An 18,541-nucleotide genomic window follows, 5' to 3' on the forward strand; every position below is an offset into this window, starting at 1 on the left:
TGTCTTCAGGGAAAATCTGCATTGTTGCGTAACAAATCTGCCAGCCCTTCGGCCTCCATCGGCCGACTGATCAGGTAGCCCTGCACCTCATCGCATCGTTCTGTACGCAGGAAATCCAGCTGCTGCTGATCTTCCACACCTTCGGCCACCACCTTGAGCGCCAGACCGTGAGCCATCGCAATGATCGCTCGGGTAATGGCGGCGTCTTCCCGTCCCTGACCGAGGCCGCGGATAAAGGTCTGGTCGATCTTCACGTAGTCCACTGGGATACGCTTGAGGTAACTGAGGGATGAATAGCCGGTGCCAAAGTCGTCGATCGCCAGCTTCACGCCCAGGTCGCGCAGTTGCTGGAAGGTCGCAATGATGTGTTCAACACTGTCGAGCAACTGGCTCTCGGTCAGTTCCAGTTCGAGGTATTGCGGGTCCAGGCCGGTCTCTTCCAATACCTGGCGCACCAGGCTGACCAGCTTGCCCTGGCGCAACTGGTGCACCGAGAGATTCACCGACACGCGGATCGGTGCCAGCCCCTGGCGCTGCCACTCACAGGCCTGCCAGCACGCCTGGCGCAGCACGAATTCGCCCAGCGGTACGATCAGGCCCGTTTCTTCGGCCAGGCCGATAAAGTCGCCTGGTGGCACCATGCCCCATTGCGGGTGCTCCCAGCGGATCAGCGCTTCGGCAGCGTTAAGCTTGCCGGTGGCCAGGCACAGTTTCGGTTGGTAGAACACCGTGAGCTGGCGCTCATCGATGGCTTTGCGCAGATGGTTTTCCAGCTGCAAACGCTCCAGGGTGCTGGCTTGCAGGCTGTCGGTGTAGAACTGGAAGTTATTGCCGCCCAGGTGCTTGGCGTGCTGCATGGCCATGTTCGATTGACTGACCAGCGCAGAAATTTCCCGCGCGTTATCCGGCAACAGGCTGATCCCCATCGACGCACTCACCACCAACTCATGCCCTTCTACCGTCACCGGCACCCGCAGCTTGGCCAGCAGCCGCGTGGCCACCCGTGCCAGGCTCGACAGGTTGCCGTAGGCGTCGAACAGCACGGCGAACTCATCGCCGGACAAACGCGCGATGGTGTCGGCCTCGGGCAAGGCATTGATCAACCGACGGGCCATCTTTTGCAGCAACTGGTCGGCCACTTCATGGCCCAGGCTGTCATTGAGCAACTTGAAGCGGTCGAGGTTGATATGCAGCAACGCCAGGCTGCGCCCGCCCTGGCGTACACGCTGATGGGCCTCGCGCAGCCGTTCGCGGAACAGCGAGCGGTTGGCCAGGCCGGTCAACTCATCGTAGTGGGTGAGGTAGCGCATGCGCTCCTCGGATTCGCGCCGCGCTGACAGATCGGCGAAGAAGCCCACGATATGGCTGACCTTTCCCCGAACATCGCGCACTACGTTCAGTTGCAGCCATTGCGGGTACAGTTCACCATTCTTACGCGTTTCTACCAATTCGCCCTGCCAGGTCCCATGCGTGAGTAGCGCTTGGCGGATCACCGGGAAGTGGCGCCGCGCATCACGACTGCTGGGCAGCTCGACGACGTTGCGACCGAGCATGTCATCGATCTCAAAGCCAGTGACACGGCTGAAAGCCTGATTGACGGCGATTAATTTGTAGTCCGGATCAAGGATCACAATGCCTTCGCTGGCCGCCTCGAACACGGTCGAGGCCAGTCGCTGTTGCTCCTCCAGGGCTTTGCCGGCGCTGATGTCGCGGCGGGTGCCGAGCATTCGAATCACTCGCCCACTGGGTGCACGCTCCACGGCGCGACCGCGGTCTTCGATCCACACCCAGTGGCCATCCCCATGGCGCACGCGGTATTCCACCTGGTAATCCTCAGTGCGCCCCTTGAGGTGCTCCACCAGTGCCCGCTTGAGCAGCGGCAGGTCGTCGGGATGCAGGCGCGGCTTGAGGTGGCCGAGCATGGCCGTGACGTACTCGGGCTCAAGGCCGAACAGCTCTTTGAGCTGGGTGTGGTGAACCTCATCGGTTTGCAGGTTCCAGTCCCACAGGCCCAGCTCACTGGCTTGCAGGGCCATGGCCAGGCGCGCCTCGCTTTTATTCAGGGCCAGGCTGGCGGCGTCCAGTTCCTGGCTGCGTTGCGCCACGCGGTCCTGCAGGCCGATTTGCGCCTCACGCAACTCCTGCTCGACCTGACGCCGCTGCTCGACTTCGCGCACCAGATCCTGATTCAGTTGCTCGCTGCGCTGCTGTGCCTGCTGCAGATGCTCGATCAATGCCTGGTTCTGGAAGCGCCGCAACAGCCCGCGCTGGATCAGGCGGTTGACCTGCCACGCCACCACGCTCAGGGAGGCCAGCAGGATCAGGCCGAGCACACCCCAACCCTGTTGCTGCGGCGCCCCATTCCAGAACAGATAGGCAATGGCCGGCACCAGGCACGGCAAGGCAAAGGACAGGAACGCCGGCAGGCTCACGGCGTAGGCGACACTGGCTGACAGCGTCGCCGCCCCGATCAGGCCGAACACCCAGGCCTGTTGGATAAAGCTGTCCACCGGCACCAGGGCAATGGCCGCGGTGGCCAGGGTCAGGCCACTGACCGCCGAGCCAAGCATGAACATGCGCCGCCAGATCGGTTGGGCCTGGCGGCTGGGCATGGCCGAATCAAAGGCCGCCACCTGGATCACGCGCATGGCCACCAGGGCCAGCAGCCACACCAGCCAGATGCTGTCGAGCAGGTATTGCTTGGGGTTCCACAGCAGCCAGGCGCAGACAAGGCCGTTGACCAGCATTAATAAGGTGGGCAGCAACGAGCCCTGATAGAGCAGGCGTGTGCGCTCGACCGCCATCTCGGTGGCGTAATGTTTACGGATAACCTGCGCGGGCGCCGCCGATGGGCCAAGCAGGTCGGTACTGAGAGTCATAGGCAGTGTTCTTATAATGGTGAGCCCGAAACGTCGACGGAGCATACACAAGCAAGCGCTTCGGCCAAACTGCTCCAGATCATAAAAATCATCCTGTGATCAGCCGCAAACCTTGGTGCCAGACCCCTCGGGCGAGGCACTGCGCGGGCTGTGGCCCATGACTTACCGGTCATCAGCCTTGCCGGAATGTTTGCCCCTGCGAGATCACGCGGGAGGTTTTGCATCGACCACCCGGCATTGGGATTTGCCCGAGCCCCCTTAGGCCCATAGAATGCGTCGATGCGCGATGATCTCTCTCTTTTGCTGAACTCCCTCAACGATGCCCAACGCCAGGCCGTAGCGGCCCCCGTTGGCCGTCAGTTGGTCCTGGCCGGTGCTGGCTCCGGTAAAACCCGAGTGCTGGTGCACCGTATCGCCTGGTTGATCCAGGTCGAGAACGCGTCCCCGCATTCCATCCTGTCGGTGACCTTCACCAACAAGGCCGCTGCCGAGATGCGCCATCGCATTGAGCAGTTGATGGGCATCAGCCCGGCCGGCATGTGGGTGGGCACCTTCCACGGCCTGGCGCACCGTCTGTTGCGGGCACACTGGCAGGAAGCGGGCCTGGCCCAGACCTTCCAGATCCTCGACAGCGATGACCAGCAACGCCTGGTCAAGCGCGTGATCCGCGAGCTGGGTCTCGACGAGCAGCGCTGGCCGGCACGCCAGGCCCAGTGGTTTATCAACGGCCAGAAAGACGAAGGCCTGCGCCCGCAGCACATCCAGGCCAGCGGCGATTTGTTCCTGGCCACCATGCGCAGCATTTATGAAGCCTACGAGGCCGCCTGCGCCCGCGCCGGCGTCATCGACTTCTCCGAGCTGCTGCTGCGCGCCCTCGACCTGTGGCGCGACAATCCGGGTTTGCTGGCCCATTACCAGAAACGCTTCCGTCACATTCTGGTGGACGAGTTCCAGGACACCAACGCCGTGCAGTACGCCTGGTTGCGCCTGCTGGCCAAGGGCGGCGACAGCCTGATGGTGGTGGGCGACGACGACCAGTCGATCTACGGCTGGCGTGGCGCGAAAATCGAGAACATCTACCAGTATTCCGAGGATTTCCCGGACGCGGTCACCATCCGCCTGGAGCAGAACTACCGCTCCACCGCCGGCATCCTCAAGGCCGCCAACGCCTTGATCGCCAACAACACCGGGCGCCTGGGCAAAGAGCTGTGGACCGACGGCGGCGAAGGCGAGGCGATCAACCTGTATGCCGCGTTCAACGAGCACGATGAAGCGCGCTACGTGGTGGAAACCATTGAAAGTGCGCTGAAAACCGGGCTTGCCCGTAGCGATATTGCGATTCTGTACCGTTCCAATGCCCAATCGCGGGTGCTGGAAGAAGCCTTGCTGCGCGAGCGCATCCCGTACCGCATTTATGGCGGCCAGCGCTTCTTCGAGCGTGCGGAAATCAAGAACGCCATGGCATACCTGCGTTTGCTCGAAGGCCGTGGCAACGACGCGGCACTGGAGCGGGTGATCAATATCCCGGCCCGTGGCATCGGCGAGAAAACCGTCGAGGCGATTCGCGACCACGCGCGCCATGCCGATGTGTCGATGTGGGAGTCCATGCGCCTGCTGATCGCCAATAAAGGCCTGACCGGCCGTGCTGCCGGGGCGCTGGGGGTGTTTGTCGAGTTGATCGAGAACCTCGCGGCCAAGTGTTCGGAAATGCCCCTGCACCTGATGACCCAGACGGTGATCGAGCAATCCGGGCTGATTGCCTATCACGAAGCGGAAAAAGGCGAGAAAGGCCAGGCCCGGGTAGAAAACCTCGAGGAACTGGTCAGCGCCGCCCGCGCGTTCGAAAACACCGAGGAAGACGAAGAGCTGACCCCGCTCGCCGCCTTCCTCGGCCATGCGTCCCTGGAAGCCGGTGACACCCAGGCCGATGAGCATGAAGACAGCATCCAGTTGATGACCTTGCACAGCGCCAAGGGCCTGGAGTTTCCGTATGTGTTCCTGGTGGGCATGGAAGAAGGCCTGTTCCCCCACAAGATGAGCCTGGAAGAGCCCGGCCGCCTTGAAGAGGAACGCCGCCTGGCCTATGTGGGCATCACCCGCGCAATGCAGAATCTGGTGATGACCTACGCCGAGACCCGACGCCTGTACGGTAGCGAGACCTACAACAAGGTGTCGCGCTTCGTACGTGAAGTGCCGAAGGGGCTGATCCAGGAAGTGCGCCTGTCCAACAGCGTCAGCCGTCCGTTCGGCGGGGGCCAGCAGCAGAACTCCAGCAGCATGTTCGCCGGTTCCGAGATTCCGGAAACGCCATTCAGCCTGGGCCAGCAGGTCAGGCATGCGATCTTCGGCGAAGGCGTGATCCTCAACTTCGAAGGCGCCGGTGCCCAGGCACGCGTGCAGGTGAACTTCGCCGAAGGCAGCAAATGGCTGATGATGGGCTACGCGAAGCTCGAAGCTGTCTGAAACATTTGCCTACATGAAGGTTATTGGCCCGCCCTTGTTTTTAACGAGCGCGGGCCAATATCTGTAATACGTCCTACAGACCATTCTGTTTCGGTCTTACGCAAAAGCCCGAAACATTATGTAGCTAGCCACTGTCACTACACCTGTGCAACATGGCGCGCGTGCAATCCACAAATGGGAATTCCCTTTATGAAACGTTTTCTTAGCATCGCCATGGCGTTGTGCATCGGCCTGACGATGAGCCTCGACGCCAACGCCAAACGCTTCGGTGGCGGCAAAAGCTCGGGCGCGGCGCCGACTCACCAGACCAGCCAAATGGCTCCATCCGCCGGTGCCGGCGGTGCTGCCGCTACCGCAGGCGCAGCCGGTGCTGCCGGCGCCGCTGCCAAGGCCGGCGGTGCTTCGCGCTGGTTGGGCCCTCTGGCCGGTATCGCGGCCGGTGGCCTGCTCGCTTCCATGTTCATGGGCGGCGGCTTCCAGGGCATGCAGATCTTCGACATCCTGATCATGGCGGTCATCGCCTTCCTGGTCTTCCGTTTCATCGCCGCCCGTCGCCGCAAGCAGCAGGAGCACATGGCTCCGGCCGGCGCGCCGATGCAGCGTGAAGTGTTCGAGCAGAAGCCAGCCATGGGTTCGATCTTCGGTGGTTCGGCAGCGCCTGCCGCAGCCCGCCCGGTGATCAACGCACCGGCGTGGTTCAACGAAGAGCGTTTCGTCGAAGCGGCCCGCAGCCACTTCCAGTCCCTGCAGCAGCACTGGGACGCCAACGAAATGGACAAGATCTCCGAGTTCGTGACCCCGCAACTGCTGGAGTTCCTCAAGCGCGAACGCGCCGACCTGGGCGACGGCTTCCAGTCGACCTATATCGACGACCTGCACGTGCAACTGGAAGGTGTGGATGATCGCGCCGACAAGACCATCGCAACGTTGACCTTCAGTGGCGTGTCGAAGACTTCGCGTTTCGACCAGGGTGAAGTGTTCAGCGAAAGCTGGAACATGGAACGTGCCCAAGGCGACAACCAGCCATGGCTGGTCGTCGGTATCCGCCAGAACGGCTGATACCCACGCGCTTGAGCAAGTCGTAACAAAACCCCGGACCTGTCCGGGGTTTTCTATTTCACGGTTGCACTTATAGCGAGCTACTGTATAAAACGCCCCTATAAACCGCGCCATCAGCAAGAGGATCCCGGCCGTGGAAGAAATCATCGAACAATTGCGTGAAGCCAATGAACCGGTTCCGGTTCCTCTGGAGTTGCCTGACGAAGATCAACTGGTGGAAATCGAGGAACAGCTGTTCATCGACATCCCGTTTGTCTTTCGTGAATTCCTGCTGACCGTCAGCGATGTGGTGTACGGCAGCCTGGAGCCGGTGACCGTCACCGACCCGCAATCCCACACCTACCTGCCGGACGTGGCTGCCAACGCCTGGGATGCCGGTGTTGACCGCAGCATGATCCCGATCTGCCAGGACGGTGACGATTACTACTGCGTCGAAGAAGACGGCACCGTGGTGCTGTGGTCCGGCGAAGAAGAACTCGTCACCGAAGAGACCTGGGAATCGGTGTGGCACTGGGCGCGGGACGTCTGGCTGGAAAGCTGACACCTGACCCCCGTGGCGAACGGGCTTGCGGTGGTGAGCGGGCTTGTCCCGCGCCGGGCCGCATAGCGGCCCCCACTAGTGTTCCGGCGTATCCTTATGGTTATCCAGCGTCTCCAGCAAGGCGACCTGCATCCGCGTATGCACACGGATGAACCATCGCCAGAGCACCGCCGCCACCGCCGCCGTGACCACGGCAATCAGCACCAGCAACTTGTTGGTCGGCAGAATACTGGCCGACAAGGCTGCCAATAGCACAAAGATCACCAGCAGCGACAAAATCGGGATCAGCTCCGCAATCACCCGTCGCACACGCTGGGTATGCCGCCCGGCCATTTCCGGCTTCACGCTCATCTCCGCCAGCAACATCGACAGCGCCTTGAGCTTGCGGTACGCCGCAATCAGGAACGGCAGCGACAACAGCAATGCCCCACCCCAGATCAACGCCTTCTGCCAGCTTGGATCACTGATCCAACCTTCCAGGTACCCACCAATGCGCACCGCGAAAAAGCTTCCGGCGAAGAAAATCGCGATCACCAGCGCCAGGTTCACGCCCACCTGCAGGATGATCTTGCGGATCATCGACGCCAGCATGGCGCCCTCGCCTTGCGGCTGAATACTGCGCAACCATTCGCCGTACATGCCGAACACCCGGCTCAGACGCTTGGGCATCACCGCAGCGATCTTCAATGACAAGGGGTCGGCGCCGCGAATCAAGTACGGCGTGAGCAGCGTCGTAATCGCCGAAACCGCCACCGCTACCGGATACAGGAAGTCGCTGGTCACCTGCAAGGTCATGCCCAGCGCGGCGATAATGAAGGAAAATTCGCCAATTTGTGACAGCCCCATGCCTACGCGCAGTGAGGTACGCCCGTCATTGCCGGCGATAAAGGCACCCAGGCCGCAGGACAGCATCTTGCCCAGCACCACGGCCACGGTGATCACCGCGATCGGCCAGGCGTATTGCAGGAGGATCTGCGGGTCGATCATCAAGCCGATCGCCACGAAGAAGATCGCGCTGAACATGTCGCGAACCGGCTCGATCAGGCGCTCGATCTTAACCAATTGCCGGGATTCGGCCATGATCGCACCGATCAGAAACGCCCCCAGCACCATGCTGTACTCCAGTTTGACCACGAGCAGGCAGAAACCGAAACACAGGCCCAGTACGGTGATCAGCAGCATTTCGTTGCTTTCGAATTTGGCCACGTAGGCCAGCAGGCGCGGCACCAGCAAAATACCGATGACCAACGCGACGATCATGAACAGCGAGAGCTTGCCGACCGTGGAGAACACCTCGCCGGAACTCACCGTACCGCTGACGGCGATGCTCGAGAGCAAGGCGATGATGCCGATGCCGAGGATGTCTTCCACAATCAGCACGCCAAAAATAAGTTGGGCGAAGCGCTGGTTTTTCATCTTCAGGTCATTGAGTGCCTTCACGATGATGGTAGTGGAGGAAATCGCCAGGATCGCGCCGAGGAACAGCGAATCCATGGTGTTCCAGTCGAACCAGCGGCCAATCTCGTAGCCGATCCAGATCATCAGGATGATTTCCAGGAAGGCCGCGATAAACGCCGTGGCCCCCACCTTGAACAGCTTGCGCAGGCTGAACTCCAGGCCCAGGCAGAACATCAGGAAGATCACCCCCAGCTCGGCGAGGGTCTTGATGGTGTCTTCGTCGTGGATCAGGCCGAACGGCGGGGTGTGCGGGCCAATGATGAAGCCGGCGACGATGTACCCCAGCACTACGGGTTGCTTGAGGCGGTGAAACAGGACAGTGACCACCCCTGCCACCAGCATGATCACGGCCAAGTCCTGGATAAAGCTGATGGCGTGCATGGCGAGGGGCTCCTTGAGGGTACTGGCGCTTTTCCCACTTCCGCACGCGCCTTTGAAAAATCGCAAAGTGCGGAAGGAAAAGTCTGCCTTGATCGTAAGAAATGCCCTGAGATGGGCTTTTGAAGGTTAACACCGCGACTTCCGCCGGAAAGCCGGTGCAATATATGGAAACAGATCGGTGAACGCGTGACGGCAAGCCGCCCACCGGCGTCCCGTAAGGGATGGCGCTGCAAAGATCCCAGCACCCGCAGAGGTGCCCCCCAACCAATGCCTACAACCCGTGAGTGTGCTATGGAACCCGGAAACGCCCAGCTGTCGATGACGGTATTGATGACCCCTGACATGGCCAACTTCTCAGGCAATGTCCACGGCGGCACCTTGCTCAAGTACCTCGACGAAGTGGCCTACGCCTGCGCGAGCCGTTATGCCGGTCGCTATGTGGTGACACTGTCGGTGGATCAGGTGATTTTTCGCGAACCGATCCATGTCGGCGAGCTGGTGACATTCCTTGCATCGGTCAACTACACCGGCAATACGTCGATGGAAGTGGGCATCAAGGTGGTGACCGAGAACATCCGCGAGCGCTCGGTGCGTCATACCAACAGCTGTTTCTTCACCATGGTGGCCGTGGACGACCAGCGTAAACCCGCTGCCGTGCCACCGCTGCAGCCCCATAACAGTGAAGACAAGCGCCGGTTCGTGCAGGCCCAGCAGCGCCGACAGATCCGCCAGGAGCTTGAGAAGCGCTACCAGGAAATCAAGGCTGACGCGCTGTAAGTCCAACCAAAAAATGGGGGAGGTTTGCCCCCCTCCCACATTGGGTTCTGTGTACTTACAGGCTGATCGGCGTCGCCTCGAAACGTACGCGAGGATGGGCGATGCGGTCCTGGGCGCGGACCAGTTCCAGCTCGTAACTGGCGCAGGCCTGGGTTTCCAGCAGCACTTCGTGCACCGCCGCGGCCGTGAACTCAAAAGCCGCCAACAGGCTGTCGCCCAACAACACCCGCGCCAGGAACAACCCCGACGTCAGGTCGCCCACGCCCACCGGCTGGCGCGGGAACGCCAGCAGCGGCCGACGCAGGTGCCAGCTGCCCTCGGCAGTTACCAGCAGCATCTCGAAACCATCCGGCAACTTGCCCGGGTAATCCAGGTGCTTGACCAGCACCGCCTTCGGGCCACGGGCCAGCAATGCCTTGGCCATGCCCAGGCAGTCGAACAGCGATTGCGGCTTGCGCCCGGCAAAGCTGTCCAGTTCCAGTTGGTTGGGGCACAGGAAGTCGGCCATGGCCGCCGCTTCATCCAGCAGGAAATCGCTGACCTCCTGCGGCACGATGCAACCCTTTTCCGGATGGCCCATCACCGGGTCGCACAGGTACAGGGCCTTGGGGTTGATGGCCTTGATGCGCGCCACACCGGTAAGAATCGCGCGGCCCTGATCCGCACTGCCCAGGTAGCCAGACAGGATCGCATCGCAGTTGCCCAGCTCGCCGATGGCGGCAATGCCTTCCACCAACGCAGGAATCTGCCGCGGCGCCAGCACTTCGCCCGCCCACTGACCATACTGGGTATGGTTGGAGAACTGCACCGTGTTCAGCGGCCAGACGTTCACCCCGACCCGCTGCATGGGGAACACGGCGGCGCTGTTTCCGGCGTGGCCAAAGACCACATGAGACTGGATCGCAAGCAGATGAGGTGTGCGTTTCATGCAGGAGATTTCCGTAAAGCCATTGAAATTCTGGCCGCGCAGTATGCGACTAAACGCAGCCTGTACGACAGACCGACGACACAGTTAAGCTGCTCTCACTTTGTTGGAGTTTTTCGCATGCTGACCCTGGGAAACATCTTCGTGTTGATGCTGCTGGCGACCGGCGCCGCCTGGGTATGGCACAACCACGGCCTGCGAGAGCGGGCGTTGGCGCGGGTCAAGCAGCATTGCGCCAAGCTCGATATCGAATTGCTCGACGGCGCCGTGGCGTTGAAGCGCATCGGTTTTGTGAGGGATGCCAACGGTCGGCGACGTCTGGCGCGTATCTACAATTTCGAGTTCACCGTCACGGGCGAGACCCGTCACAGCGGAACCATCACGCAATTCGGCGCCCACAGCGCGCAGATCGAACTGGCGCCCTACCCGTTCGAGGTCAAGGAAGCACTGCCCAGCGCCAATGTGATCGAGCTGAGCCAATGGCGCCAGGACCACGCCACCAAGAACCGTCAGTAACGGCAGGCGGCCAGTGCGGCCTGCAACGCGGCTACGTCCTGGGGTGCACTGAAGATCAGTTCGATACGTGAGTCGCGACGCCATTCGCTGGGTTGCCAGGCGAACGGGCTGTTATCCACAGCGTTGGCCGAGATCCACCCATCACGGCTGTGGATAACCAGTTTGGCGCGGCGCCACTCAAGGGATGTCAGCCACAGGTGCAGACGCTCGGAATCGAATTGCTGGCTCGGGTGCCAGCGCCAACCGATGCTCCAACCGCCCTCCTGGGCCTGGCTCAGGCAGATCGGCACTGCTGGATCGCTCCAGACAGCCGGCAATTGAGCCAGCCCCTTGGGCACCACGAAGTTATCCACAGCCGCTTCAGCCTGCGCATTCAAGCCTGGCAGTTTGCCGAGAGGCACGTGCGCCTGGCGCGTCCAATAAATATCGCGGTCGGGTAGCTGTCGTTCGACGGCCTCGCGTTGCGCAGCATCCAACCCCTCATCCTTGTTCAACACCAACAGCCAGGCACTGGCCAACGCTTCCTGCTGCGCCGGCGGCAAGGGTTTGCCCGCCGCCAGCGCCTGGGCGTCCAGCACCAGTACACAGGGCTGAACCGCCAGCACCTGCTGCCACGGCGCTTCGCGCAACTGCTTGAGCAACTGTGCAGGATGGCCCAGGCCCGAGGGTTCGATAAACAACCGATCCGGCTTGGCCTTACGCAGCAGCCGGCCCAGGCCTACCTGAAACGGTGCGCCATTCACACAACAGAGGCAGCCACCGGCAACTTCGCCGAGGGCAATGCCGTCGTCACCCAGGGTCAGAAGTGCAGCGTCCAGGCCGATCTGGCCGAACTCGTTGATCAACACCGCCCAGCGCTCGTTGGCCGGGCGTTGGGCAAGCAGGTGCCTGATCAGGCTGGTCTTGCCTGCGCCCAAAGGCCCGGCAATCACGTGGGTGGGAATGTTCTGCAGCATGGGTGCCATCGTTCGGACCGTGTAGAGGGTTTGATCCTACGCGGTTACGCGAGCCAATCCAGCGTCAGAATCAATCGGCGCTCATCCGCTTTCAGCGCCGGGGAGCGATGGATGAGGCCGTGGTTTTCGTTGCCGTGCCATTTGGTGCCTTTGAGCAGGGCCACTTCACCGCACTGGATCTGTTCGATGCGCTCGCTCGGTTCGGCTTCCGGTTGGCTGAGCTTGCGGCGGTCCATCACCCCTTCGCGCAACCACTGACTGCCGATGCCGGCGTAGGTGGTGATCAGCCGCACCGGCACATGGTCAACGTGAAAACGCGGGCACATGGCTTTATCCAGCAGCCGCAGGCGCACACCGATGCGCTTGGCGCCGAGCAGGCACGCAAAGGCGCTGACCAGCCACGACACATCGGCGATAAACCCTTCGTAGCCTTCAAGATCGCGGCAGCTGGATGCCAGACCGCACAGGTTCGGCTCGGCGTCTTCGCTGTTGAGGTCGATCACCAGGGACTCGGCCAACGGCTCATTGAGCGCCACCAGCAAGGCGCCGAACTCGGCGATATGCAACGGCAATTGGCGCTGCCACAGCGCCAGGTTCACGCCGTCTTCGAGAATATCGGACAGCGCCAGCGGGGTTTCACCACGGGTCTGGCGAACCATCGGGCGCAAGGGGATAAGCGGTGCCAGCATCAGGCGGCCTCTTCATACCAGGGACCAAACGGATCAGCCAGCAGGCGCCAACCTTCGACACCCAGGGCCAGTTCTTCATCGGTGAGCAAGCACGCGTCCAACTCGGCACGCATCCACGCGAAGTCGATGTTCTGTCCGATAAACACCAGTTCCTGACGGCAGTCGCCAGTACTGAGCTGCCAGTTGCCCATGATGGCGGCGACGCTTTCTTCGTCCTGGGGCCATTGGCTTTTCGGCACAAAGCGCCACCAGCGTCCGGCAAACCCATGGCGCATCAAGCCACCGGCCTGGGACCAGCTGCCCGCATCCTGATGCTTGCTGGCCAGCCAGAAAAAGCCCTTGGAGCGCAGCAATTTGCCGTTGACCCAAGGCCGGTCGATAAAGTCAAAGAAGCGTTGCGGGTGGAAGGGCCGACGTGCGCGGTAAGCCGTGGAAGCAATGCCGTACTCTTCGGTTTCCGGCACATGTTCACCCCGCAGTTCCTGCAACCAGCCCGGCGCCTGCGCGGCACGTTCGAAGTCGAAGCGGCCGGTGTTGAGGATCTTGTGCAGCGGCACCTCGCCCATGACCATCGGGATGATTTCCGCCTGGGCGTTGAGGCGTTCAAGGATCGCCATCAGTTCCTCGCGCTCGTGGCTGCTGATCAGGTCGATCTTGCTGATCAGGATCACGTCGGCGAATTCGATCTGCTCGATCAACAGGTCGGTGATCGAGCGTTCGTCCTCCTCACCGAGGGTTTCGCCCCGTGAGGCGAGGCTTTCGGCGGCCTGGTAGTCGAGCAGGAAGTTCATGCCGTCGACCACGGTGACCATGGTGTCCAGGCGCGCGATATCGGCCAGGCTTTGTTCGTTTTCATCACGGAAGGTGAAGGTTTCAGCCACGGGCAACGGCTCGGAGATACCGGTGGATTCGATCAACAGGTAATCGAAGCGACCTTCCTTGGCGAGTTTTCCGACTTCTTCGAGCAAGTCTTCACGCAAGGTGCAGCAGATACAGCCGTTGCTCATCTCCACCAGTTTTTCTTCGGAACGGTTGAGGGTAACGTCACGCTGCACCTCGCTGCCGTCGATGTTGATTTCGCTCATGTCGTTGACGATCACCGCCACGCGCAGGTTTTCGCGGTTGCGCAGGACGTAGTTGAGCAGCGTGCTTTTACCGGCGCCGAGAAAGCCGGACAACACGGTAACGGGGAGACGATTGGGCATCAGGTAATCCTCATCAGGGTTGGCCGGTCAAATCGCCCGTTTATGGCGTTCGCGCAGCTCTTGACGTTCTTTGGCTTCGATACACAGGGTGGCGGTGGGGCGCAGCAGCAGGCGTTGCAGGCCGATGGGCTCACCGGTTTCGCGGCACCAGCCGTATTCGCCGCGGGCCAGCAGCTCGAGGGCGTCGTCGATTTTGTCGAGCAGCTTCTTTTCCCGCTCCAGCAAGCGCAGTTGCCACTGGCGCTGTTCTTCGGCGCTGCCCACATCGGCCGGGTCGCTGTTGGGCTCCTGCTCGCGCAGCACCAGGAATTCGCCCTCGATGCGCGCTTGCAGTTCATGGCGCTGAGTCAGCAACAGTTCGCGGAAAAAGCCTTGCTGGGCTTCATTCATGTAGTCGGCGGGCGGTTGGGCCAGCAGGTCTTGTTCGGTCATGGGGAGCGGTTCACGGGTCAGGCTGTGCTTTTATGTTATAGTATAACAATACAAATAAGCCAATCCCCCTTGCTCGTTACGACGAAGGGCGCAATGCTTGAACACTTACCAGCCCCCGAGCCCCCTTATGAAATACCTGGTGTGCGCCCTGTTACTGGCAGTCGCGGGGCCTGCCTGTGCCCAAGCGCCAAGCTTGCTGGCCACGTGCACGCGTAGCGCCAACCTGTTGGCCTGTGTGGACCCCCTGGGCAATGCCTACAGCGTGGCAACGGTGGGCACCACCACGTATCTGCGCGGTTTCGAAGTGATCGGGAAACGTTATTGGGCACAAACCAACAGCCGCTACGGGCAATTGACGTTCTTTACCGGTTTGGCGTCGGATGGAGAGGCATGGGTGGGCTACACGCGGCGCGTGGGCTGGACCACGATCAACCGGTTTTCCAGCTCCGGTGGCGCCACTGCCAAATTCACGTGCAGCCGAATTACCGGCTGTTAGACCTGAGCATTCTTCTGTTCCTGAACCCAGGCCATGTAGCTGTTCATTGGCGGGTTCTTCTGGAAGTATTTTTTCAGGCCTTCGAACAAGCCATCCGCAACCGCTTGTTGATGACGCGCCGTCACCAGGCGCTGGGCGTCCTGGGCATTGGAGATAAAGCCGGTCTCCACCAGGATCGACGGCACGTCCGGTGACTTGAGCACCGCGAACCCCGCCTGTTCCACACGCTTCTGATGCAGGCTGGTGATGCTTTGCAGGCTCCCCAGCACCGAGCTGCCCAGTTGCAGGCTGGAAGCGATGGTGGCGTTCATCGACATATCAAGAATCACCCCGGCCAGCATCGGGTCCTTATCCTTGAGATTGAGCAACGTGGTGGCGCCCAGCAAATCCGCGCCGTTTTCGCGCTGGGCCATAAAGCGCGCCGTGGCCGAGGTCGCGCCGCCCTCCGACAGCGCATACACCGAGGCGCCCGAGGCCGTGAGCCGTGGCGCGGCATCGGCATGCACCGAGATGAACATATCGGCCTTGTGCTGACGGGCTATGTCCACGCGCTTGCGCAGCGGCACAAAGAAGTCGTCGTTACGCACCAGTTTCACGTCAAAACCCTTTTCGCGCTTCAAGCGCTTGGCCAGCAGTTGGGCGATAGACAACACCACGTCTTTTTCGCGCTGGCCCTTGGAGCCGACAGCGCCGGGGTCTTTGCCGCCGTGGCCGGGGTCGACCACCACGATAATGTCGCGCTTGGGGTGCGCCTTGTTCACCGCGGCCACCAAGGGCACCGCCTCAGCCGCGATTTGACTTTGACGCGGTGCACGGGTGGCGCTGGTCAGGTCCAGCACCAGGCGATGGCCCTGCCCGTCCTGAGGCGGCAATACAAAGCTGTTGAGCTGCATCGGCGCGGCCAGGTCGAGCACGATGCGCGTATCCGCCTTGCCGAAATGCCCCGATCGAATCGAGGTGATCCCGCTGTTCTTCAGCTCAAGTTGAGAAAAGTCACCACTGAGGCCTGCGCCGCTCAGGTCGATGATCAGGCGTTCCGGAGCAGTCAGGGAGAAGGTCTTGTATTGCACTGGGCCGCTAAGATCAAACACCAGGCGCAGCTTGTCGTCCGAGCGCCATAGGCGTGCATTGCGGATCTGGGTCGCGTGGGCGGCGAACGGCAAAGCAAACAAAGGGCTGGCCAGGAGCAGGTTGAGGAGCTGACGTCTGTGCATGACAAATACCGCAAATGGAGGAGCGTCCGTACTCCACATGAGTGAAAAAAGGCCGGGGCAGAAAATTCATCGTCGACTCTATTGTTATACTATAACATGTCGAATTATTTCCAACGATGGACCTGCTTATGAATGCGCTGACTCTGCCGGATATTGCCGCGCAGGCTTCACGCCAAGCCTTGCCACTCGACTGGGTGGGCATGTGCGGCATCGCCCTGCCGATCCTCATTGACGGCCAACGCCTGAGCGCCAGCGCCGATGCCGGCGTCAGCCTGGACGACGGCACCGCCCGTGGCATTCATATGTCACGCCTGTACCTGGCACTGGAGATGCTCGAACAGCAGCCCGTTACGCCTGCACTTCTGCGCAATGTACTGCAGCGGTTTCTCGACAGTCATGAAGATTTATCTAAGAACGCCTACCTGCGTCTGCACACGAATTTGCTGCTGAAACGCCCAGCACTGGTCAGCCCACTGGCCGGCTGGAAGGCCTACCCGGTGAGCATCGAAGCGCGCCTTGAAAACCAGATGTTCCACGTGGAACTAAAAATTGACGTTACCTATTCTTCAACCTGCCCCTGTTCCGCCGCCCTCGCCAGGCAGTTGATTCAGCAGCAATTTCTCCAAGACTTCGGTAACACGCCGTTGCAGCATGAAGACGTGCTGTCCTGGCTCGGCAGCGCCAACGGTATCGTCGCCACGCCCCACAGCCAGCGCAGCAGCGCGCAGTTGCACGTGCACCTGCAAGGCGAGCATCTGGCGCTGACCGAGCTGATCAACGCTGCCGAAGCCGCACTCGGCACCGCCGTACAAACCGCCGTAAAACGCGCGGACGAACAAGCCTTCGCCTTGGCCAACGGGCAGAACCTGATGTTCTGCGAAGACGCCGCCCGCCGCCTTAACCTCGCCTTGAAACGCTCGGATGCGGTCAAAGCCTTCCACCTCAAAGTGATCCACGCCGAAAGCCTGCACGCGCACGATGCCGTGGCTGAAAGCCGCTGGACGAGAAACCCTGCATGATCACCTGCACCGCTTTACGCTGGGGCGCCCCTGGCCAACCGCTCACTCCCGCCGTGGATTTCACCCTGGAAAAAGGCAGCCTCACCGGCGTGATCGGCCCCAACGGCTGCGGCAAAAGCAGCCTGCTCAAAGTCATCGCCGGCCTGCAAAAACCGTTGGCGGGCAAAGTGACCGTGGATGTTCCACGCCGAGGTGGCCTGTCGTTCCTGCCCCAGCAACAGCACCTTGATCGTCAGTTCCCCATCAGCCTGCAAGAACTGGTCGCCGCCGGTTTCTGGGGCACGCGCCTCACCCCGCAGCAAAGAAGCGAGCGCCTGCAAAAAGTGTTGGACGACTGGTGCCTCAGTGGCCTGGAACAGCGCCCGCTGATGGCGTTGTCAGGCGGCCAACTACAACGCGCATTGCTCGCTCGCATGAGCCTTGCCGAGTCGCCAGTGTTACTGCTTGACGAGCCCCATGCCGCTCTGGACGAAGAAGGCCAGGCGCTGTGCTGGAGCCATATCCACGCCTGGCACGCCGAAGGCCGGACGTTGGTGGTGGTGTGCCATGACTTGGCCTCCGTACGCCAACACACCCAGCAAGTGGTGCAAATCAAAAGCAGTGGCTGTGTATTCGGTTCCAGCAAAGAGTTGATCCGCCCGCAGCCGCACATGCAGGTGGCCTGATGCACTTCGCCGCCCACCTGTGGATGCCCTTCCTCGACTTCGTCTTCATGCGTCGCGCCCTGATCGGGGGGCTGGTGCTCGCCTGCAGCACCGCTCCGCTCGGCGTATTTCTGATCCTGCGCCGCATGAGCCTGATCGGTGACGCCGTCGCCCACGGCATATTGCCCGGCGCCGCTCTGGGCTTCTGGTTCGCGGGCTTGAGCCTGCCCGCGCTGACCATCGGCGGCCTGGGCGCTGGCCTGGGCATGGCCGGCCTGTCGGCGTGGATCACCCGCCGCACCGGCCTGCGCGAAGATGCCAGCCTGGCGGCCATCTACCCCATCTCCCTCGCCGCCGGCGTGTTGATCCTGGGGCTGGCCGGCAAGCGCCTGGACCTGCTGCACCTGCTGTTCGGCTCGGCCCTGGCCGTCGACGAAACTACCCTGACCGGCATGCTCTGGGTTTCCGGGTTCAGCCTGATCGCCATGGCGCTGATCTACAAACCGCTGCTGCTGGACACCCTCGACCCGCTGTTCCTGCAAACCGTCAGCCGCCTTGGCCCACTGGCCCACGGCTTGTTCCTGACCCTGGTGGTCCTGAACCTGGTGATTGGCTTCCAGGCCATCGGCGCCTTGATGGTGGTGGGTTTGATGATGCTGCCGGCCATCGCTTCACGCTTTTGGAGCCGGCGCCTGCCGGTGTTGATCGCGGTATCGGCGGTGCTGGGATGCCTGTCGGTGTGGTTGGGTTTATTGCTGTCGTTCTACTTCTCGCTGCCCAGCGGCCCGGCGATTGTGCTGGTGGCTGGCGGTGGGTACCTGCTGTCCGTGGTCTTCGGTCCGGTGCACGGCTTGCTGCGCCGCCCGCCTTTGCTTACATCCCAATGA

Annotated in this window: 17 protein-coding genes; 9 read left to right on the top strand and 8 right to left on the bottom strand. The window is 61.6% G+C overall.

The features are described from left to right. Positions 1–5: 5 nt before the first annotated feature. The gene (locus tag AC07OT_RS10520; RefSeq protein WP_495108023.1) at positions 6–2,879 is read right to left on the bottom strand and encodes an EAL domain-containing protein; all 2,874 of its coding nucleotides are present in this window, start codon (positions 2,877–2,879) and stop codon (positions 6–8) included. Positions 2,880–3,158: 279 nt separating this feature from the next. Here AC07OT_RS10520 and uvrD point away from each other — a divergent pair, with 279 nt between their 5' ends. From uvrD to AC07OT_RS10535, 3 genes are all read left to right on the top strand, one after another. Beyond that, on the top strand, positions 3,159–5,342 hold the full coding sequence (gene uvrD, locus AC07OT_RS10525; RefSeq protein WP_027608218.1) for a DNA helicase II: 2,184 nt from the start codon (positions 3,159–3,161) through the stop codon (positions 5,340–5,342). A 189-nt stretch (positions 5,343–5,531) separates the two neighbouring features. After that, positions 5,532–6,401, top strand: coding sequence for a Tim44 domain-containing protein (locus AC07OT_RS10530; RefSeq protein ID WP_495108024.1), 870 nt, complete (start codon positions 5,532–5,534; stop codon positions 6,399–6,401). A 133-nt stretch (positions 6,402–6,534) separates the two neighbouring features. After that, positions 6,535–6,942, top strand: coding sequence for an SMI1/KNR4 family protein (locus AC07OT_RS10535; RefSeq protein ID WP_017739032.1), 408 nt, complete (start codon positions 6,535–6,537; stop codon positions 6,940–6,942). Positions 6,943–7,017: 75 nt separating this feature from the next. On the opposite strand, the gene AC07OT_RS10540 is transcribed toward AC07OT_RS10535, so the two are convergent. After that, positions 7,018–8,781 carry a cation:proton antiporter gene (locus AC07OT_RS10540; protein ID WP_027608216.1) on the bottom strand — a complete coding sequence of 588 codons (1,764 nt, stop codon included), beginning with the start codon at positions 8,779–8,781 and terminating at the stop codon, positions 7,018–7,020. A gap of 291 nt (positions 8,782–9,072) precedes the next feature. Between AC07OT_RS10540 and AC07OT_RS10545 the strand changes: the two genes are divergently transcribed. Further along, entirely contained in the window at positions 9,073–9,558 is a 486-nt protein-coding gene (locus AC07OT_RS10545) for an acyl-CoA thioesterase (protein WP_003177014.1), read from the top strand. Positions 9,559–9,613: 55 nt separating this feature from the next. Here the strand turns inward: AC07OT_RS10545 and pdxY are convergent, their stop codons facing one another. Then, on the bottom strand, positions 9,614–10,486 hold the full coding sequence (gene pdxY, locus AC07OT_RS10550) for a pyridoxal kinase PdxY (protein WP_495108025.1): 873 nt from the start codon (positions 10,484–10,486) through the stop codon (positions 9,614–9,616). A gap of 117 nt (positions 10,487–10,603) precedes the next feature. On the opposite strand from pdxY, the gene AC07OT_RS10555 reads away from it, so the two are divergent. Further along, positions 10,604–10,999, top strand: a complete 396-nt coding sequence (locus AC07OT_RS10555; protein ID WP_027608214.1) for a DUF3301 domain-containing protein — start codon at positions 10,604–10,606, stop codon at positions 10,997–10,999. Here the strand turns inward: AC07OT_RS10555 and AC07OT_RS10560 are convergent. From AC07OT_RS10560 to dksA, 4 genes are read right to left on the bottom strand one after another with little or no spacing between them, the layout of a single operon-like run. Then, complete coding sequence (locus tag AC07OT_RS10560; RefSeq protein WP_495108026.1) at positions 10,993–11,955, bottom strand: CobW family GTP-binding protein; 963 nt, start codon at positions 11,953–11,955, stop codon at positions 10,993–10,995. The genes AC07OT_RS10555 and AC07OT_RS10560 overlap by 7 nt on opposite strands. Positions 11,956–11,999: 44 nt before the next feature. Then, positions 12,000–12,644 (bottom strand): DUF1826 domain-containing protein, encoded by a 645-nt coding sequence (locus tag AC07OT_RS10565; protein ID WP_495108027.1) that lies wholly within the window; start codon positions 12,642–12,644, stop codon positions 12,000–12,002. Next, positions 12,644–13,849 carry a zinc metallochaperone GTPase ZigA gene (gene zigA, locus AC07OT_RS10570; RefSeq protein WP_495108028.1) on the bottom strand — a complete coding sequence of 402 codons (1,206 nt, stop codon included), beginning with the start codon at positions 13,847–13,849 and terminating at the stop codon, positions 12,644–12,646. Before zigA ends, AC07OT_RS10565 begins: the two co-directional genes overlap by 1 nt. A 27-nt stretch (positions 13,850–13,876) precedes the next feature. Then, positions 13,877–14,281: an RNA polymerase-binding protein DksA gene (gene dksA / locus AC07OT_RS10575; protein WP_065937939.1), complete on the bottom strand. Its 405-nt coding sequence runs from the start codon at positions 14,279–14,281 to the stop codon at positions 13,877–13,879. A 127-nt stretch (positions 14,282–14,408) separates the two neighbouring features. Here dksA and AC07OT_RS10580 point away from each other — a divergent pair, with 127 nt between their 5' ends. Then, positions 14,409–14,777, top strand: coding sequence for a hypothetical protein (locus tag AC07OT_RS10580; RefSeq protein WP_027608209.1), 369 nt, complete (start codon positions 14,409–14,411; stop codon positions 14,775–14,777). On the opposite strand, the gene AC07OT_RS10585 is transcribed toward AC07OT_RS10580, so the two are convergent. Then, a complete protein-coding gene (locus AC07OT_RS10585) occupies positions 14,774–15,991 on the bottom strand; it encodes an N-acetylmuramoyl-L-alanine amidase (RefSeq protein ID WP_495108029.1) in 1,218 nt (405 codons plus the stop codon). The two genes, AC07OT_RS10580 and AC07OT_RS10585, sit on opposite strands and share 4 nt — an antisense overlap. A gap of 128 nt (positions 15,992–16,119) precedes the next feature. On the opposite strand from AC07OT_RS10585, the gene folE2 reads away from it, so the two are divergent. Genes folE2 through AC07OT_RS10600 form a run of 3 tightly spaced genes read left to right on the top strand, consistent with a single transcriptional unit; the run spans position 16,120 to position 18,541 of the window. Continuing rightward, positions 16,120–17,010: a GTP cyclohydrolase FolE2 gene (gene folE2, locus AC07OT_RS10590; protein ID WP_495100784.1), complete on the top strand. Its 891-nt coding sequence runs from the start codon at positions 16,120–16,122 to the stop codon at positions 17,008–17,010. Continuing rightward, entirely contained in the window at positions 17,007–17,675 is a 669-nt protein-coding gene (locus AC07OT_RS10595) for a metal ABC transporter ATP-binding protein (protein WP_495108030.1), read from the top strand. Before folE2 ends, AC07OT_RS10595 begins: the two co-directional genes overlap by 4 nt. Continuing rightward, entirely contained in the window at positions 17,675–18,541 is an 867-nt protein-coding gene (locus AC07OT_RS10600) for a metal ABC transporter permease (protein WP_027608205.1), read from the top strand. Before AC07OT_RS10595 ends, AC07OT_RS10600 begins: the two co-directional genes overlap by 1 nt.

The organism is Pseudomonas sp. GW821-FHT09C10 (assembly GCF_059418085.1).

Bases quoted from the DNA above. Each gene is read 5' to 3' on its own strand.
- AC07OT_RS10520 (WP_495108023.1), bottom strand. From the start codon at position 2,879: ATGACTCTCAGTACCGACCTGCTTGGCCCATCGGCGGCGCCCGCGCAG.
- uvrD (WP_027608218.1), top strand. From the start codon at position 3,159: ATGCGCGATGATCTCTCTCTTTTGCTGAACTCCCTCAACGATGCCCAA.
- AC07OT_RS10530 (WP_495108024.1), top strand. From the start codon at position 5,532: ATGAAACGTTTTCTTAGCATCGCCATGGCGTTGTGCATCGGCCTGACG.
- AC07OT_RS10540 (WP_027608216.1), bottom strand. From the start codon at position 8,781: ATGCACGCCATCAGCTTTATCCAGGACTTGGCCGTGATCATGCTGGTG.
- AC07OT_RS10545 (WP_003177014.1), top strand. From the start codon at position 9,073: ATGGAACCCGGAAACGCCCAGCTGTCGATGACGGTATTGATGACCCCT.
- pdxY (WP_495108025.1), bottom strand. From the start codon at position 10,486: ATGAAACGCACACCTCATCTGCTTGCGATCCAGTCTCATGTGGTCTTT.
- AC07OT_RS10555 (WP_027608214.1), top strand. From the start codon at position 10,604: ATGCTGACCCTGGGAAACATCTTCGTGTTGATGCTGCTGGCGACCGGC.
- AC07OT_RS10560 (WP_495108026.1), bottom strand. From the start codon at position 11,955: ATGCTGCAGAACATTCCCACCCACGTGATTGCCGGGCCTTTGGGCGCA.
- AC07OT_RS10565 (WP_495108027.1), bottom strand. From the start codon at position 12,644: ATGCTGGCACCGCTTATCCCCTTGCGCCCGATGGTTCGCCAGACCCGT.
- zigA (WP_495108028.1), bottom strand. From the start codon at position 13,849: ATGCCCAATCGTCTCCCCGTTACCGTGTTGTCCGGCTTTCTCGGCGCC.
- dksA (WP_065937939.1), bottom strand. From the start codon at position 14,281: ATGACCGAACAAGACCTGCTGGCCCAACCGCCCGCCGACTACATGAAT.
- AC07OT_RS10580 (WP_027608209.1), top strand. From the start codon at position 14,409: ATGAAATACCTGGTGTGCGCCCTGTTACTGGCAGTCGCGGGGCCTGCC.
- AC07OT_RS10585 (WP_495108029.1), bottom strand. From the start codon at position 15,991: ATGCACAGACGTCAGCTCCTCAACCTGCTCCTGGCCAGCCCTTTGTTT.
- folE2 (WP_495100784.1), top strand. From the start codon at position 16,120: ATGAATGCGCTGACTCTGCCGGATATTGCCGCGCAGGCTTCACGCCAA.
- AC07OT_RS10595 (WP_495108030.1), top strand. From the start codon at position 17,007: ATGATCACCTGCACCGCTTTACGCTGGGGCGCCCCTGGCCAACCGCTC.
- AC07OT_RS10600 (WP_027608205.1), top strand. From the start codon at position 17,675: ATGCACTTCGCCGCCCACCTGTGGATGCCCTTCCTCGACTTCGTCTTC.